Source organism: Streptomyces sp. sk2.1, from assembly GCF_008120935.1.
Lineage (GTDB): Bacteria > Actinomycetota > Actinomycetes > Streptomycetales > Streptomycetaceae > Streptomyces.
Genome location: NZ_RDBO01000020.1, coordinates 645,394 through 661,302, shown reverse-complemented (window position 1 = coordinate 661,302; position 15,909 = coordinate 645,394). Strand labels below are relative to the sequence as shown.

16 protein-coding genes and 1 pseudogene are annotated in these 15,909 nt (G+C 71.8%); 10 read left to right on the top strand and 7 right to left on the bottom strand.

Annotated elements, in window-relative coordinates; all coding sequences use genetic code 11:
* Positions 1–258: 258 nt before the first annotated feature.
* From EAO76_RS06460 to EAO76_RS06450, 3 genes and pseudogenes are all read left to right on the top strand, one after another.
* A complete protein-coding gene (locus EAO76_RS06460; protein WP_148834217.1) occupies positions 259–669 on the top strand; it encodes a RidA family protein in 411 nt (136 codons plus the stop codon).
* Positions 670–803: 134 nt separating this feature from the next.
* A complete protein-coding gene (locus EAO76_RS06455; RefSeq protein WP_148834215.1) occupies positions 804–1,535 on the top strand; it encodes a hypothetical protein in 732 nt (243 codons plus the stop codon).
* A 31-nt stretch (positions 1,536–1,566) separates the two neighbouring features.
* A pseudogene (locus tag EAO76_RS06450) lies at positions 1,567–1,653 on the top strand.
* A gap of 383 nt (positions 1,654–2,036) precedes the next feature.
* Here EAO76_RS06450 and EAO76_RS06445 read toward each other — a convergent pair.
* Positions 2,037–3,248, bottom strand: a complete 1,212-nt coding sequence (locus EAO76_RS06445) for a pyridoxal phosphate-dependent aminotransferase (RefSeq protein WP_148834213.1) — start codon at positions 3,246–3,248, stop codon at positions 2,037–2,039.
* An 85-nt stretch (positions 3,249–3,333) separates the two neighbouring features.
* Here EAO76_RS06445 and EAO76_RS06440 point away from each other — a divergent pair, with 85 nt between their 5' ends.
* Complete coding sequence (locus EAO76_RS06440) at positions 3,334–4,002, top strand: winged helix-turn-helix transcriptional regulator (RefSeq protein WP_148834211.1); 669 nt, start codon at positions 3,334–3,336, stop codon at positions 4,000–4,002.
* A gap of 108 nt (positions 4,003–4,110) precedes the next feature.
* Here EAO76_RS06440 and EAO76_RS06435 read toward each other — a convergent pair whose 3' ends face one another.
* The gene (locus EAO76_RS06435; protein WP_148834209.1) at positions 4,111–4,476 is read right to left on the bottom strand and encodes a nuclear transport factor 2 family protein; all 366 of its coding nucleotides are present in this window, start codon (positions 4,474–4,476) and stop codon (positions 4,111–4,113) included.
* Between the two features lie 84 nt (positions 4,477–4,560).
* Between EAO76_RS06435 and EAO76_RS06430 the strand changes: the two genes are divergently transcribed.
* Positions 4,561–5,208 (top strand): uridine kinase, encoded by a 648-nt coding sequence (locus tag EAO76_RS06430; RefSeq protein WP_148834208.1) that lies wholly within the window; start codon positions 4,561–4,563, stop codon positions 5,206–5,208.
* Between the two features lie 169 nt (positions 5,209–5,377).
* Here EAO76_RS06430 and EAO76_RS06425 read toward each other — a convergent pair whose 3' ends face one another.
* Positions 5,378–6,274: a carbohydrate kinase family protein gene (locus EAO76_RS06425; RefSeq protein ID WP_148834206.1), complete on the bottom strand. Its 897-nt coding sequence runs from the start codon at positions 6,272–6,274 to the stop codon at positions 5,378–5,380.
* On the bottom strand, positions 6,271–7,326 hold the full coding sequence (locus EAO76_RS06420) for a pseudouridine-5'-phosphate glycosidase (RefSeq protein WP_148834204.1): 1,056 nt from the start codon (positions 7,324–7,326) through the stop codon (positions 6,271–6,273). The genes EAO76_RS06425 and EAO76_RS06420 overlap by 4 nt, the downstream gene beginning before the upstream one ends.
* A gap of 248 nt (positions 7,327–7,574) precedes the next feature.
* On the opposite strand from EAO76_RS06420, the gene EAO76_RS06415 reads away from it, so the two are divergent.
* Positions 7,575–7,937, top strand: a complete 363-nt coding sequence (locus EAO76_RS06415; RefSeq protein ID WP_148834202.1) for a cupin domain-containing protein — start codon at positions 7,575–7,577, stop codon at positions 7,935–7,937.
* Between the two features lie 128 nt (positions 7,938–8,065).
* Here EAO76_RS06415 and EAO76_RS06410 read toward each other — a convergent pair whose 3' ends face one another.
* From EAO76_RS06410 to EAO76_RS06400, 3 genes are all read right to left on the bottom strand, one after another.
* Positions 8,066–9,409 (bottom strand): MFS transporter, encoded by a 1,344-nt coding sequence (locus tag EAO76_RS06410; RefSeq protein ID WP_148834200.1) that lies wholly within the window; start codon positions 9,407–9,409, stop codon positions 8,066–8,068.
* A gap of 108 nt (positions 9,410–9,517) precedes the next feature.
* Positions 9,518–10,048 carry a methylated-DNA--[protein]-cysteine S-methyltransferase gene (locus EAO76_RS06405; RefSeq protein WP_148834198.1) on the bottom strand — a complete coding sequence of 177 codons (531 nt, stop codon included), beginning with the start codon at positions 10,046–10,048 and terminating at the stop codon, positions 9,518–9,520.
* Between the two features lie 80 nt (positions 10,049–10,128).
* Positions 10,129–11,097 (bottom strand): glycerophosphodiester phosphodiesterase family protein, encoded by a 969-nt coding sequence (locus EAO76_RS06400; protein ID WP_148834196.1) that lies wholly within the window; start codon positions 11,095–11,097, stop codon positions 10,129–10,131.
* A 215-nt stretch (positions 11,098–11,312) separates the two neighbouring features.
* On the opposite strand from EAO76_RS06400, the gene EAO76_RS06395 reads away from it, so the two are divergent.
* From EAO76_RS06395 to EAO76_RS06380, 4 genes are all read left to right on the top strand, one after another.
* Positions 11,313–12,191: an MHYT domain-containing protein gene (locus tag EAO76_RS06395; protein ID WP_148834194.1), complete on the top strand. Its 879-nt coding sequence runs from the start codon at positions 11,313–11,315 to the stop codon at positions 12,189–12,191.
* Between the two features lie 62 nt (positions 12,192–12,253).
* Positions 12,254–14,371 carry an excinuclease ABC subunit UvrB gene (gene uvrB / locus EAO76_RS06390; RefSeq protein ID WP_148834192.1) on the top strand — a complete coding sequence of 706 codons (2,118 nt, stop codon included), beginning with the start codon at positions 12,254–12,256 and terminating at the stop codon, positions 14,369–14,371.
* Positions 14,372–14,502: 131 nt separating this feature from the next.
* On the top strand, positions 14,503–15,081 hold the full coding sequence (locus tag EAO76_RS06385; protein ID WP_148834190.1) for a TerD family protein: 579 nt from the start codon (positions 14,503–14,505) through the stop codon (positions 15,079–15,081).
* A gap of 168 nt (positions 15,082–15,249) precedes the next feature.
* On the top strand, positions 15,250–15,909 hold a 660-nt coding region (locus EAO76_RS06380; protein ID WP_148835601.1), incomplete at its 3' end, for a TerD family protein.

The window sequence follows — 15,909 nt, the reverse complement described above, 5'->3', positions numbered from 1 at the left end:
GGACAAGGCGGGCCCTTCGTTCGGCGCCCGTGAGGGCGGTGTCCGTACGGGGAACGGGGGAGCCGTGCCCGACCGGGAGGCGGCGGGCGCGGTGCGCGGGGGCCGGCGTCGCGGACGCGCGGGCCCACTGTGGCAAGCGGTCCCCGCCGGGCGGCGGCAGGACATGGAAAACCGGCGGAAACCACCCGTACGGGGCGGCCGGGCGGCCCTGCCGGAATCCCGTCGCGCCCCGGTGCCCGACCGGGCAGACTCGCCCCCGTGACCGAGAGAATCAGCAGGATCAATCCGGACGGACTGCACCCCACTCCCGGCTACCACCACATCACCGTGGTGGAGGCGGGCCGAACCGCCCACCTGGCCGGGCAATGCCCCCTCGACGGCTCCGGCACCCTGGTGGGTCCGGGCGACCTCGACGCCCAGATCGACCAGGTCGCGGCCAATGCCCTCGCCGCGCTCGCGGCCGTGGGAGCCGAACCGGCCCATGTCGTCCGGTCGGTGATCTACGTGGTCGACGACGACACCGCGCCCCTGGGAGCGGCCTGGCGACGGCTCACCGGCTCGGTCATCGGGCCCGCGTTCACCACCGCGAGCACCCTGCTCGGCGTCGCGCGGCTGGGTTTCGCCGGACAGCTGGTCGAGGTCGACCTCACCGCGGCACTGCCCGGCTGACTCCCGGTCACCTCCTGCCGGGCGGACGGGGACCGTCCTCCCGCGGCGCGGACGGGGACCACGCTCCCGTCGTGCGGCCGGAGGGCACCAAAACCGTTGGCCAAGGCCAGGACGGCCCTGTTAGGTTCCTCGACGTGGCGAAACTCAATCAGATCATCGCAGTGGAGAAGGGCGTCAAGTCCAAGGCCCACCAGGACCTGACGGCGGCGCATCACGGCCTCCAGAAGACCGGGTTGCTCGCCGGGATCTCCCGGACGTACCAGCCGAAGGACGAGGAGGGCGAGCAGCTGCCGCCCGAGTCGACGCTGGTGCAGATCAAGGCCGAGGACGTGCTGCGGGACACCGCGGTGACCCTGACCCGGCTCTTCGATGTGACCGCCACGAAGGACTGGGCGAACTGCTCGGCCCGCGCGGACGTGAAGGTCGACGGCCGGGTGATCGTGAGCGACGTGCCGGTCTCGTACCTGCTCTTCCTGGAGAAGCAGCTCACGGACCTCAACACCTTCGTCCGCAAGCTGCCGGTGCTCGACGCCTCCGAGGCCTGGGTCCAGGACCCGTCGACGGACTCCTGGAAGACCGAGCCGGTACGGACCCTCCGTACGAAGAAGGTGCCCCGCAACCACGTGAAGGCGGAGGCCACCGACAAGCACCCGGCGCAGGTCGAGGTGTACTACGAGGACGTCCCGATCGGGTACTGGACGACGGTGAAGTTCTCCGGAGCCCTTCCCGCGCGCCGCGTCAACGAACTGCTGGACCGGGTCGAGAAGCTCCAGCAGGCCGTGAAGTTCGCCCGCGAGGAGGCCAACGGCGTGGACGTCACCGACCAGCGGGTGGGTGATGCGGTATTCGGTTACCTCTTCGGGTGACCGACCATTGACTCCCCGGCCGTCACTTACGGCCGGGGTGCGCGAGGAGCGCAAGCTGAAACTGAAGCTTGTCGTGAACGACGCGGTACCGGTGGAGGTTCGAGTCCTCCCCCCGGCACTCGGGGTGCTTCGAGCACCCCCACGGGCCGGGGTGGCCCAAATGGTAGAGGCGACCGCGATCAATCTCAGACTCTTGCTCCAGACTCAGCATTCGCCACCGATCGCCGAATCAAACGGGCCCGTGCCCATGGGCGTCGAGATGCCGGTTCGACTCCGGCCCGCGGAGCTTCGATCTGCGGTGGTCTAAAGGCAGGACGCGGCGACATAAACCTGACACGGTTCCTTAAAAGTGTCGGCGTGCCGAATGGGTGGCATCCACAGGGCTCGGGGGTCGGCTACACCCCCGGGCCCGCTCCCGTTCTCCGGCCCGTTCCCGTTCTCCCGCTCCCCACGTCGTCCGGCGGGGAAGCCTGAGCGGGGCACTTCACCCGGGGCCGCGGGTCACTGGCGGTACCCGGTCAGGAAGCGGCCGATGCGGCTGATCGCCGCGTCGAGGTCGTCGGCGTGCGGAAGCGTCAGGATCCGGAAGTGGTCGGGGCGCGGCCAGTTGAAACCGGTGCCCTGCACGACCTGGATCTTCTCCCGCAGCAGCAGGTCGAGGACGAACTTCTCGTCGTCGACGATGCGGTGCACCTTCGGGTCGAGGCGCGGGAACGCGTACAGCGCGCCCTTCGGCTTCACGCACGACACCCCCGGGATCTCGTTCAGCCGCTCCCAGGCCCGGTCGCGCTGCTCGCGCAGCCTGCCGCCCGGTGCGACCAGATCCCGGATCGACTGCCGGCCGCCGAGCGCGGCCTGGATGGCGTACTGCGCGGGCGCGTTGGGGCACAGTCGCATGGAGGCGAGCGTGGTCAGCCCCTCCAGGTAGCTCCGGGCGTGCTGTTGCGGGCCGGAGACGACCAGCCAGCCGGAACGGAAGCCCGCCACGCGGTACGTCTTCGACAGCCCGCTGAACGTGAGGCACAGCAGGTCGGGGGCGAGGGCCGCCACGCTGTGGTGCTCGGCGTCGTCGTACAGCACCTGGTCGTAGATCTCGTCGGCGAACACCATCAGGCCATGCCGGCGCGCCAGGGCGAGGATGCCTTCGAGGACCTCGCGCGGATAGACGGCACCGGTCGGATTGTTGGGGTTGATGATCACGACGGCCCTGGTCCGGTCGGTGATCTTCGACGCCATGTCCGCGAGGTCCGGGTTCCAGTCCGCGGCCTCGTCGCAGACGTAGTGCACGGCCCTGCCGCCCGCCAGCGTCGTCACCGCGGTCCACAACGGGTAGTCGGGGGACGGGACGAGCACCTCGTCGCCGTCCTCCAGCAGCGCCTGCACGGCCATCGAGATCAGCTCGGAGACACCGTTGCCGAGGAAGATGTCGTCCACCCCGACGTCGGTCAGCCCCATCGCCTGGTAGCGCTGCACGACGGCCCGCCGGGCGGAGAGGACGCCGCGCGAATCGGTGTAGCCGTGGGCCTGCGGAAGCATCCGGATCATGTCCTGGACGATCTCCTCCGGCGCCTCGAAACCGAAGAGCGCGGGGTTGCCCGTGTTGAGTCGGAGCACGCTGTGGCCCGCCTCCTCCAGGGCGTTGGCGTGCTCGATGACCGGGCCCCGGATCTCGTAACAGACCTCGTCGAGCTTGCTGGACTGCCGGAACTCCATGCGTGGCCTCCCCGACCTGATTGCGATACTTGGTTTTACCAAGTTCGAGCTTGGAAAGTCCAACAACATGTCTAGACTGCGTCGCATGCCACGTCAGCAACAGCCCGCAACGCGCCCGACCCGCCGCCGGAGCTACGACCAGTTCTGCGCCACCGCACGCGCCCTCGACTCCGTCGGCGACCGGTGGACCCTGCTGATCGTCCGTGAACTGCTGGCGGGCCCCCGCCGCTACACCGACCTCCACGCCGACCTGCCGGGAGTCAGCACGGATGTCCTCGCCTCCCGGCTCAAGGACATGGAACAGGGAGGCCTCGTCACCCGCCGCCGGCTTCCGCCGCCCGCCGCGGCCTCGGTGTACGAACTGACCGGGCGCGGACGCGGGTTGATGCCGGTGCTCGCGGCGCTCGCCGAATGGGGCGCGCCCGCCCTGGCCGAGCGGCGGCCCACCGACGCGGTGCGGGCGCACTGGTTCGCGCTCGTGCTGCTGCGCGCGCTGGAGGGGACGGCCCATGAGGGGATCGTGGAAGTCCACCTGGAAGAGGGCGAGTTCCATGTGCGCGCCGGGGGCGCGAAGGGGGACGGGGTCGTCTACGGGGACGGCCCCGCCGCCCGTGCCGACGCGCGTCTCGTACTCGACGCCGAGGTCTGCCTCGCGCTGGGACGGGGGGAGCTGACGCTTGCCGAGGCGGTCGGTGACGGGCGCGTGGAGGTGTCGGGCGACGGGCCGCTCGCCGCCGAGCTGCGCGGCGAGTGACCACGTCCCCGCGCTGGCCGTGCGGACGGGGGCGCCGATGACGACGGCGGCGGTCGCGGTGAGCCGTCGCGCGTCAGGCATCGGATGTCATGCGCCGGCCGTCGGTCGTCAGTTGGCGAGCTTCTCGCCGTACGCCCCGAAGCCGGAGACCACCAGGCCGTCGCGGAAGGTCAGCACCTCGCTGACCCGGCCGCCGATCTGGTTGCGGTAGTCGATCACCAGGGCGTGCACGCTCACCCGGACGTCCACCAGCTCGAACCTCAGCTCGGGGATGCGTTCCAGGCCCGCCGCCCAGTAGGCGCGCAGTGCCTCCTTGCCGTGCACCGTGCCGGACGCGTCTCCGGTGATCTGCGCGATGACGGGCGAGCTGAACGTCACGTCGTCGTGATAGTGCGTCAGAATGCGTTCCAGGTCATGGGAGTTCCAGCCGTCCAGCCACTCCGCTGCGAATGCGCGGGCGAATTCGAGATCCATGGGGAAGAGCGTAGGACGGACCCGTCCCGGGAGGGGCGCCGCGTTCGCACGGTCGTCGCGTCGCCGCGGGGTGATGATGGGCGGGTGCGTTTTGAAGCGATCACCTGGGAACGGCTGGCCGAGGCCTTCGCCGTACGTGCGGACGCCCTGGAGCCGGCCGACGGCGGTCCCTGGCTGAAGGCCGCCGTCGACGGCGCCCCGGCGGCCCGCACCGGGGAGTTCGCCGAGCGGATCGCCCAGGCCCTGCGGGTCCGGGGCCGCGCGGTGCTCGTCGTGTCCACCGAGGGGTTCCTGCGACCGGCCAGCCTCCGGTACGAGTACGGCAAGGAGGACCCCGACTCGTACTACGGCAGCTGGTTCGACACGGGCGCGCTGTGGCGCGAGGTCTTCGGGCCGCTGGAGCCCGGCGGGAGCGGCCGGGTGCTGCCGGACCTCTGGGACCCGGTGACCGACCGGGCCACCCGCAGCCCGTACCGGCTCCTGCCCGAGGGCGGGGTGCTGGTGGTGCACGGCCCGCTGCTGCTCGGCCACTGGTTCCCGTTCGACCTGAGTGTCCACCTGCGGCTGTCGCCGGGCGCGCTGCGGCGGCGCACCGGGGACGGCGGGCACTGGACGCTGCCCGCCTTCGCACGGTACGAGGAGGAGGCGGAGCCCGCGAGCCGCGCGGACGCGGTCGTGCGCGCCGACGATCCGCTGCATCCGGCGTGGACGGGGTGGGAACGGGACGGGTAGCGGGCCGACCCGGTCGACCGGGCCTCTTGCCCCGGACCGGCCGACCGGACCCCCGGGCCGGGCCCGGCCCGACCCGGACCGGTTCGAACCGAATCGGGTCCGGCCCGGACCGGCCCGACCCGGACCGTTGTCGTTGCTGCTGCCTTTGTCCCGGAGAGACAGGGGGCTGTCACGGGCCGGGGCGGCCGCCCACGGTCGTGACCGCCTCCGCCCCCGCCCGGCAGCCCGCCGCCACGGCCGAGGCGTCGTCCGCCCCGGCCAGATGCGCCGCCAGGAAACCGCCGGTGAACGCGTCGCCCGCACCCGTCGAGTCCACGGCGCCGCCCGCCCGGACTCCCGGGACGTGCCGGACCACCGCACCGGCGGCGGCCAGCAGCGCCCCGTCCGCGCCGAGCGTGACGACCACCCGGCCGGCCAGGAGGCTCAACTTGGCCGCGGCGTCGGCCGGTTCGGGCAGACCGGTGAGGAGCCGGGCCTCGTCCGCGTTGGGCAGCAGCAGATCGACGCCCTCCACCGCCGCCAGGAACCGGTCGGCTCCCAGTTCGGCGATGAAGCCCGCCGAGGCCGGGTCGACGCTCACCGGAATCCGGCGCCGCCGGGCCTCCCGCAGGGCGAGCAGCGCCGTCGACCGGCTCGTCGCGGCGAAGAGGAGGTACCCGGAGAGGTGGAGGTGGGCGACGCCGTCCAGCAGCGACGGCGACCAGTCGTCGGGGGAGAGGCGGAGCACCGCACCGCTGTCGGTGAGGAAGGTGCGCTCGGCGGCGGAATCGACGAGGGCGACGACGGTGGCGGTCGGCTCCTCGTCGTCCACGGCCAACAGGCAGCGCACCCCCGCCCGTTGCAGCGCGTCCCGGTGCCAGTCCGCGCTGTCGGCTCCGACCCGGGCCAGCAACCGCACGTCGCGACAGCCCGAACGGGCCGCCCAGCACGCGACGTTGGCCCCCGCGCCGCCGGGGAGGGTGCGGATGCGGGCCGGGGTGTCCGTGCCGTGGGCCAGCGCCGTCGCGTGCCGGGCCACCACATCCGTGACCACGTCCCCGATGACGAGCAGCCCGCCGTCGGTCATCGCCCGGCCGCCGGGTCCGGGCGTGACGCCTGGGCCCGGTGCGATGCCGGGTCCGGATGCGGCGAAGAGCCCTGGCACGATGCCGGGTCCTGCTGCGACGCCGGGTTCCGTACGGCGGCGGTCCACGCGCCGGAGATCCGTGCGGCGAGCGAGACGTTCCCCCGTACGGCCGCCAGATTGGCCTCCAGCGAGGCGCCCCCGGTCCCGCGCACCAGGCGCTCCAGCAGGAACGGGGTGACGGCCTGCCCCTCGACGCCGCGCTCCCGGCACTCCTCCAGGGCCTCGGCCAGCACGCGGTCGTGGAGCGCCGGGTCCAGCTGTTCCGCCACGGGTACGGGGTTGGCGACCACGAGCGCGGTCCCGGGACCGCCGAGGGCGTCCTGCGCCCGCATCACGTCCGCGACCTCCTCGGGCGACCGCACCGTCCAGTCGACCGGCTCGCCCGAGCTGTTGAGGTAGAAGCCGGGGAAACGGTCGGTGCCGTAACCGAGCACCGGGACGCCGAGCGTCTCCAGGCGCTGGAGCGTCGCCGGGACGTCCAGGATCGATTTCACCCCCGCGCACACCACGGTGATGCCGGTCCGGGCGAGGAGCCGGAGGTCGGCGGACTCGTCCTGGGTCCGCGTCCACTCCCGGTGCACGCCGCCGAGGCCGCCCGTCGCGAAGACGCGCAGCCCCGCGCGGGCGGCCAGGAACGCCGTCGCGGACACGGTCGTCGCCCCGCTCGCGCCCGTCGCCAGGGCGGGAGCGAGGTCGCGATGCCCCAGCTTCCGCATTGCCGGGTCCGTGGCGACCCGTTCCAACTGGGCCTTGTCCAGGCCGATGCGGGCCCTTCCGTCGAGCACGGCGATCGTGGCGGGAACCGCCCCCGCGGACCGCACGAGCCCTTCGAGCTCCTCGGCCACCCGCAGGTTGCGGGGGCGCGGCAGACCGTGGGCGATGATCGTCGACTCCAGGGCCACGACGGGGTGGTTCGCGGCGAGGGCCGCCCGTACCTCGGTGGAGAGGGCGGGGGCGTGGGAATCTGCGCTGTGCGACGCATTCGATGACATGTCCACATCCCTGTCGCGGGGGTGCCCGCCTCAAACGTGGGACGGGGACGACGGGCCCGCGCGGCGCGGCCCGTGCGCACGGAGGGTTCCGCACGGCGCGGGTGGTGCGCGGGGCGGACCTGACGAAGGGCGGACCCGGCGAGGGGCGGGGCAGGTGCGGCGCGGGCGGTGCGCGGTCTGCCGATGCGGCTTCCGTTACGGTGCCGTGGCCGACGGGTCCGCCGACAGGGGTACTAGGGTGACCGGGCATGACCACTATTGATCAGTCCCCTGCCTCGTTCGTCGTGCACATTCCGGATGCCGAACTCGAACCCGAACCGCTCGACCCCGCGCAGATCGTCTCGGGCGAGCCCGTGGTGACGGGCAAGGTGCTCTGGGAGTCGCCCGACGGGAAGCAGGTGCGCGGAATCTGGCAGATCACCCCCGGGGTGGTCACCGACACCGAGGCCAACGAACTCTTCGTGGTCGTCAGCGGGCGGGCGACCGTGGCCGTCGACGGCGGGGCGACGATGGAGATCGGTCCGGGCGACGCCTGTGTGCTGCGCGAGGGCGACCGTACGACGTGGACCGTGCACGAGACGCTGCGCAAGGCGTACCACATCAGCTCCTGAGACCCCGGACCAGCTTCTGAAGCCCTCCGGTCCGCTGGGCCCCACGCGTCACACCGTCACGGGCCCGCGCCTCCCGCGCCTCCCTCTCCCGCTCCGTACGTCACTCCTGGTGTCCTCCACCCCGTACGTCACTGCTTCCCGGTCGTGTCGGCCGGGGCCGGTCCCGGGTCCGTGGCGGTGGGGCGGGCGAGTGCCCGGCGCAGCGTCAGCGCCGCCATCGGCAGCAGCAGACACACCCCCACCGCGTTCAGCCAGCCGTAGCTCGCCCGCGCGACGATGACCCCGGCGATCGCTCCGCCGATGCCCGCCGCCGTGTTCATGGTCAGGTCCGACAGGCCCTGCACGGCGGCGCGGGCCGCCTGGGGCACGGAGTCGGTGAGCAGCGCCGAACCGGCGACGAGCCCCGCCGACCAGCCCAGTCCGAGCGTGAAGAGACCGGCCGCCGTCTGCCCGTGGCTGGGGCCCGCGGTTCCGGCCAGGAGCGCGGCGCAGCAGAGCAGCCCGGCCGCCAGGCCGATCACGGCGAGTCGGCCGAAGCGGTCCGACAGCCAGCCCATCACGGGGGAGAACGCGTACATGCCCATGATGTGACCGCTGATGACCAGGCCGATCAACTGGAGCCCGGCGCCGTGATGGCCCAGGTCCACCGGGGTCATCACCATGATCGAGACCATCGTGGTGTGCGAGACGGCCACGGTCACCAGCGCCAGCCGCGCCATCGGGGAGGCCCGGACCGCCGCGATGCCCGCCCGCAGCGAACGGCCCGCCGCCGCCCCGTCGTCCTGCGGGGCCAGGGCCCGTGCGGTGAGCAGGGGGTCGGGCCGCAGCAGTGCCCCGACCACCACGGCGGCCAGCAGGAAGATCCCGGCCGCGAAGAAGAACGGACCCGCCTCCTCGGATATCGCGGTGCCGCGGAAGAGGTGGCCCACCGGGGCGGCGATGTTCGGCCCGAGGACGGAACCGATGGTGGTGGCCCAGATGACGGTGGAGATCGCCCGGGCCCGCCGGTCCGGCTCGGCCAGGTCCGCGGCGGCGAACCGGGCCTGCAGGTTGGCCGAGGAACCGGCACCGAACGCGGCCATGCCGAGCAGCAGCAGGGGGAAGCTCTCCACGAGGGTGGACAGGACCACGAGCCCCGCGCCGAGCGCACCGATCAGATAGGCCAGCACGAGACCGGGGCGCCGGCCGCGCGAGGTCATCAGCGCCGCCAGCGGCAGCGAGAGCAGGGCGGTCCCCGCCACCGAGGCGGTGGGAGCCAGCCCGGACAGGGCCTCGGAGCCGCTCACCTCCGTGGCCAGCACGGGAGCCAGCGCGATGCCGATGGGCACGCCGAGGCCGCCGAGTATCTGGCTGGCTATGAGCACCACGGACGTTCTGCGTTGCAGCGCGGGCAACTCGGCTGCCGTGACCCGGGCGGCTTCGGGATGGCCGAACCCGGCGGGGGTGTCAGGTGCGTCAAGGGGGTTGGTCACTGACGCAGTGTGCCAGCCCGTACGCAGGTAAGAAACCGGGTTCGAGTCGATCCGGGCGGCCCGGACCGGCACCGAAGGGCGCTCGGAACCCGGCGCCGGGGGAGAGGCTCAGAACAGCGGCTGCGGCAGCACGCCCTCTAGGGCCAGCAGTTTCCGCTTCGTTTCGAGTCCGCCGCCGAACCCGCCGAGTCCGCCGCCGCTCTCCACCACCCGGTGGCACGGCACCACCACCGGAAGCGGATTGGAACCCATCGCCGCCCCGACCGCCTGCGCGGCCCCCGGCTGCCCGACCCGCTCGGCTAGGTCCCCGTACCCGACGACCGTCCCGTACGGCACCCCCGCCGCCAGCTCGCGGAGCACCTGGCGGTTGAAACCGGAGGTCAGCGACCAGTCCAGGGCGAGCGAGAACTCCCGCGCCGAACCCGCGAGCTGCCGTATCGGCTCGGCGAGCCGGGCGGAACCGGGACTCTCCACCGGCTCCGCGCCCAGCCGTGCCCGCAGCTGTCCGACGGCCCTCCCGCGCACCTCGGGACGGGCGTGGAACACCACGCTCACCAGGCCCGTGCCGGTCGCGGCAAGGAGCAGCGGACCGATGTCGCTCCCGACGACGGCCCACTCGACGACCCCGTTGCTGTTCATGGGAACCACGGTACGACCGGCCACTGACAACCGGCCGCGACGCCGGGTCCGGCCGACGGGCCGGACCCGGGAGCGGGGCGTCAGCCCCGGCCCGTGGCCTCGCGCACCACGTCGGGGTTGTTGGTGATGATCCCGTCCACGCCGAGGCCCGCCAGCCGCTTCGCGGTCGCCGCGTCGTTGACCGTCCAGGTGTTGACCCGGAGCCGCTTGTCGTGAGCGCCCTTCAGCGCGTGCACCGCGGTCACGTAGTCGGCCGTGACCGAGGAGTGGGAGGGGTTGATCTGGTCGGTGAAGGCCGCGTACGAGGGAAGGTCGGCCACGGCGGGGGTGCCGAGGAAACCGGTCGTGACGTCGGGGCGCTGCTGGTGCACCTTCTTCACGCTGTCGGCGCCGAAGCTCTGGATGACGAGCCGGTTCTTCACGTGGTCGCGGTCGAGCCACCCCTGCTGGCGCAGCACCCGCAGGGTCGCCTTCTCGATGCCCGGGTAGATCTCGGGGCTCTTGATCTCCAGCAGCAGCTTCTGCCGGTTGCGCTCCACCCGGTTCAGGTACTGCTTGAGGGTGGGCACCCGGGCCCCGGCGAACTCCGGCCCGAACCAGCTGCCCGCGTCCAGCCGGGCGATCTCCGCGGCCGTGAAGTCCTTCACCGCCCACGAGGTCCGGTCCGGGAAGACCTCCTCGACGTTCGTGGTCCGCTTCAGATCCGTGTCGTGCACGACCACCAGCACACCGTCCTTGGAGAACTGGACGTCGTTCTCGACCCAGTCGATGCCCAGCTCGTCGGCCTTGTCGACGGCGGCCAGGGTGTTCTCCGGCGCGTACGCCGAGGCGCCCCGGTGGGCGAAGACGACGGGAGCGCCCCGCCCCGGACCCTTGGTCCGGGTGCTGACGGTCCGGACGTCCGTGACCGTGGTCGTGCGGCCGGCCGCGGCCGCGGTCCTGTCCGCGGTCCTGTCCGCGGTCCGGGTTTCGGCGGACGACATCAGCAGCGCGCCGGCCCCCATCACGGCTGCGGCGGTGAGGACGGCGGTTGCGGTACGTGCGTACACGTGTACTCCTTGCGTCAGAGTTGCGGCAGGGCCGAGAGTGACAGCCGTGCCCCAACGGGGGACAGGCGAAGGATGGCCACAACGTGAACGCCGCCGTCGACACCGGGTCACGGGCCGATTTCCATGTCTATAAGATGCAGCTCTTCTGTTTGTCTGCCGGGCCTCGCGCCTTAGGGTCACCCCCGGACCCGGGCTTCCGCGAAGGGCGTACGAGCATGCAGGGCACGATCGACGGTTTCAGCTACGGGGCGGTGACGCCCGTCGCGGCCTTCCTCATGGCCTGCCTCGGTGCGGCTCTCGGACTGCGCTGCACGACCCGCTCGCTGCGCACCGAACGCTCCTTCAAGGCCGGCTGGCTGGCCCTCGGCGCGACCTCCATCGGCTCCGGCATCTGGACGATGCACTTCATCGCGATGATGGGCTTCTCCGTCGAAGGAGTGGTGATCGGCTACGACAAGCCGATCACCTTCGCCAGCCTCGCGGTCGCGATCGGCATGGTCGGCGTCGGGATCTTCCTCGTCGGATACCGCGGCGCCACCCGTATGGCACTGGTGACGGGCGGCACCATCACCGGACTCGGCGTGGCCACCATGCACTACCTGGGCATGGCCGGAATACGTCTGGACGGACAGCTGGAGTACGACACGGTCACCGTGGCCCTCTCCGTCGTCATCGCCGTGGTGGCCGCCACCGTGGCGCTCTGGGCGGCCGTTTCCATCCACGGTTTCCTGCCCAGCCTCGGGGCCAGCGTCGTGATGGGCGTGGCGGTGAGCGGCATGCACTACACCGGCATGGCGGCGCTCAGCGTCCATCTGCACCCCGGTTCCGGCAGCGTGTCCGGCACCACGGCCGCCCCGCTCGTGCCGCTGCTGATCGGCCCCGGCTGCTTCCTGGTCATCGCCGCGGTGGTCGTGATGTTCGACCCCCTGATGGTGCTGGGCACTCCGGACTGGAACGACCCCGGGGCCGCGAACGGGGCGGGACGCCCGCCCGGGATACCGGCCCAGCGGCAGGTGCCGCGGTTCGGGACCCACGCCGACCCGGCATCGTTCCACTCCCGCCCGCGCGACCCCGCACCGCCCGGGGAGTGGTGACCCGAGGCCGGTGGAGCGGCCGGACGGACCCGGTTGTCAGTGGGGGGTCGTACGGTGGTCCCATGCGGCCCGTTTCGAAGATCGAACGTTCGGTGGCGCCTTTCGAGGTCGTCAGTCCCTACCAGCCCAGCGGCGACCAGCCCGCGGCCATCGCCGAGCTGGAGCGGCGCATCCGCGCGGGCGAGAAGGACGTCGTCCTGCTCGGCGCGACCGGTACCGGCAAGTCCGCGACCACCGCGTGGATGATCGAGAAGCTGCAGCGCCCCACCCTCGTGATGGCGCCGAACAAGACGCTCGCGGCCCAGCTGGCGAACGAGTTCCGTGAGCTGCTGCCCAACAACGCCGTCGAGTACTTCGTCTCGTACTACGACTACTACCAGCCCGAGGCGTACGTCCCGCAGTCGGACACCTACATCGAGAAGGACTCCTCGATCAACGAGGAGGTCGAGCGGCTGCGCCACTCCGCGACGAATTCGCTGCTCACCCGGCGCGACGTCGTCGTGGTCGCCTCCGTCTCCTGCATCTACGGCCTCGGCACGCCCCAGGAGTACGTGGACCGGATGATCCACCTCGAGGTGGGCGACGAGATCGACCGCGACCAGCTGCTGCGGCGCTTCGTCGAGATCCAGTACACCCGCAACGACCTCGCGTTCACCCGGGGCACCTTCCGGGTCCGCGGCGACACCATCGAGATCTTCCCGGTCTACGAGGAGCTCGCCGTCCGCATCGAGATGTTCGGCGACGAGATCGAGGCGCTCTCCACCCTCCACCCGCTCACCGGCGAGGTGATCAGCGAGGACCAATCCCTCCACGTCTTCCCCGCCAGCCACTACGTCGCGGGCCCCGAGCGCATGGAGAAGGCGGTCAACGGCATCGAGCAGGAGCTGGAGCAGCGCCTCGCCGAGCTGGAGAAGCAGGGCAAGATGCTGGAGGCCCAGCGGTTGCGGATGCGCACCACGTACGACATCGAGATGCTCCGGCAGATCGGCACCTGCTCCGGCGTCGAGAACTACTCGATGCACTTCGACGGCCGCTCGCCCGGCACCGCCCCCCACACCCTCCTCGACTACTTCCCCGAGGACTTCCTCCTCGTCCTCGACGAGTCGCACGTGACCGTGCCGCAGATCGGCGCGATGTACGAGGGCGACGCCTCCCGCAAGCGGACCCTCGTCGACCACGGCTTCCGGCTGCCCTCCGCGCTCGACAACCGCCCGCTGAAGTGGGAGGAGTTCCAGGGCCGGATCGGTCAGACCGTCTACCTCTCCGCCACCCCCGGCACGTACGAACTGTCCCGGGGCGACGGCTTCGTGGAACAGATCATCCGCCCCACCGGTCTCGTCGACCCGGAGGTCGTCGTCAAGCCCACCGAGGGCCAGATCGACGACCTGGTGCACGAGATCCGCGTCCGCGCCGAGAAGGACGAGCGGGTCCTGGTCACCACCCTCACCAAGAAGATGGCCGAGGACCTCACCGACTACTTCCTGGAACTCGGCATCCAGGTCCGCTATCTGCACAGCGACGTCGACACGCTGCGCCGCATCGAGCTGCTGCGCGAACTGCGCTCCGGCGAGTACGACGTACTGGTCGGCATCAACCTCCTGCGCGAGGGCCTCGACCTGCCCGAGGTGTCGCTCGTCGCCATCCTCGACGCGGACAAGCAGGGCTTCCTGCGGTCGGGGACGTCCCTGATCCAGACCATCGGGCGCGCCGCCCGCAACGTCTCGGGCCAGGTCCACATGTACGCCGACACGATCACCCCGGCGATGGCCCAGGCCATCGACGAGACCAACCGCCGCCGCGAGAAGCAGATCGCCTACAACACCGAGCGCGGTCTCGACCCGCAGCCCCTGCGGAAGAAGATCAACGACATCGTCGCGACGATCGCCCGCGAGGAGGTCGACACCGAGCAACTGCTCGGCACCGGCTACCGCCAGACGAAGGGCGCCAAGGCGCCCGTTCCCGCACTGGCCAAGCAGGCCGGCGCCAAGCGGGCCGGGGACGGCACCGGGACGGTAACCGACCGGCCCGCCGCCGAACTCGCCGGGATCATCGAGGAGATGACCGAACGGATGCGGGCGGCCGCCGCGGACCTCCAGTTCGAGGTGGCGGCGAGACTGCGCGACGAGGTGGGGGAGTTGAAGAAGGAGTTGCGCCAGATGCGGGAGGCAGGTCTCGCCTGACCGCGTTGCGTTCGGTGTGTTGCAGGACCGACACAAAATGGCCCCGAACGGTCGCACTGTCGGTGTGACTGCGTAGGGTGCTGGGAAACCGCGCACGGATGGTTGCGGGGAAAGCGGAGAGGGGACAGCGCGTGACGGTCAACATGACCAAGGGTCAGGCCATCAGCCTGCAGAAGGGCGACGGAGGGACCCTGACCGCGGTGCGGATGGGGCTGGGCTGGCAGGCGGCGCCGCGCCGTGGTCTGTTCGGTTCGCGTACACGGGAGATCGACCTCGACGCCTCGGCGGTGCTCTTCGCCGACAAGCAGCCGGTCGACGTGGTCTTCTTCCGTCACCTCGTCAGCGACGACGGCTCGGTCCGGCACACCGGGGACAACCTGGTCGGCGGCGCCGGATCCGGCGGCGACGACGAGGCGATCCTCGTCGACCTGCAGCGGGTGCCGGTCCACATCGACCAGATCGTCTTCACGGTGAACTCCTTCACCGGCCAGACGTTCCAGGAGGTGCAGAACGCCTTCTGCCGCATCGTCGACGAGACCAACGGCCAAGAGCTCGCCCGCTACACGCTGGACGGCGGCGGCCAGTACACCGCTCAGATCATGGCGAAGGTGCACCGCGCGGGGAACGGCTGGCAGATGACCGCCCTCGGCAACCCGGCCAACGGCCGGACCTTCCAGGACCTGATGCCGTCGATCCTGCCGCACCTGTGAGCAGGGCCTGAACGGACCGGTACACACCGGTAACCGCAGCTCCCGGCGGCATCGGCCGCCGGGAGCTGCACCGCATGGCGCCGCATCGCACGCGGCGCACCGCACGGTGCCGCGGCGCCCTGCGGCACACCGCACGGCAGTGAAGCGAATCGTCGAGGGGACAGGGCAATGACGGCCGAGCTGGTCCGGGGGCAGAACCACACCTTGCCCCAGACCCGTCTGGAGATCCGGGTATCGGCCGGCACGCCCGTCGTGGCCGGTGCCACGCTCGGCGACGAGAACGGCACGGTGCACGGCACCGAATGGGTCGCCCACCCGGGATCGCCCCAACTGCCCGGCCTCGAAGTGTCCCGCCAGGCCGCCGCCGACCACCGGCTCGCCGTCGACCTCGACGCCCTGCCGGACGCGGTGCACCGGGTCACCGTGCTGCTGGCCCTGCCCACGGGCATCGGCGGCCCGGTCCGGTTCGGCGCGGTCGCCTCGCCGTTCGTCGCGGTCACCGGACTCGACGGCACCGAGATCGCCACGTTCACCCTCACCGGCCTGGACACCGAGTCCGCGGTCACGGCCCTGGAGCTCTACCGGCGCCAGGGCGCCTGGAAGGTCCGCGCCGTCGGCCAGGGCTACGCGGGCGGTCTCGCCGCCATGCTCGCCGACCAGGGCCTGTCCGGGGCGGCCGAACTGGCCCACTCGATCCAGGAAGCGATCACCCGCGCGACGGCCCGCGCCGTCGCCCCGCCCCCGCCGCGCACCCCGGACACCGGCCGCGTCGGCCACGGCGCGGGCCGTCGCGCGGGTGATCGCTTCCTGGATCGAGTGGGCCAGTTC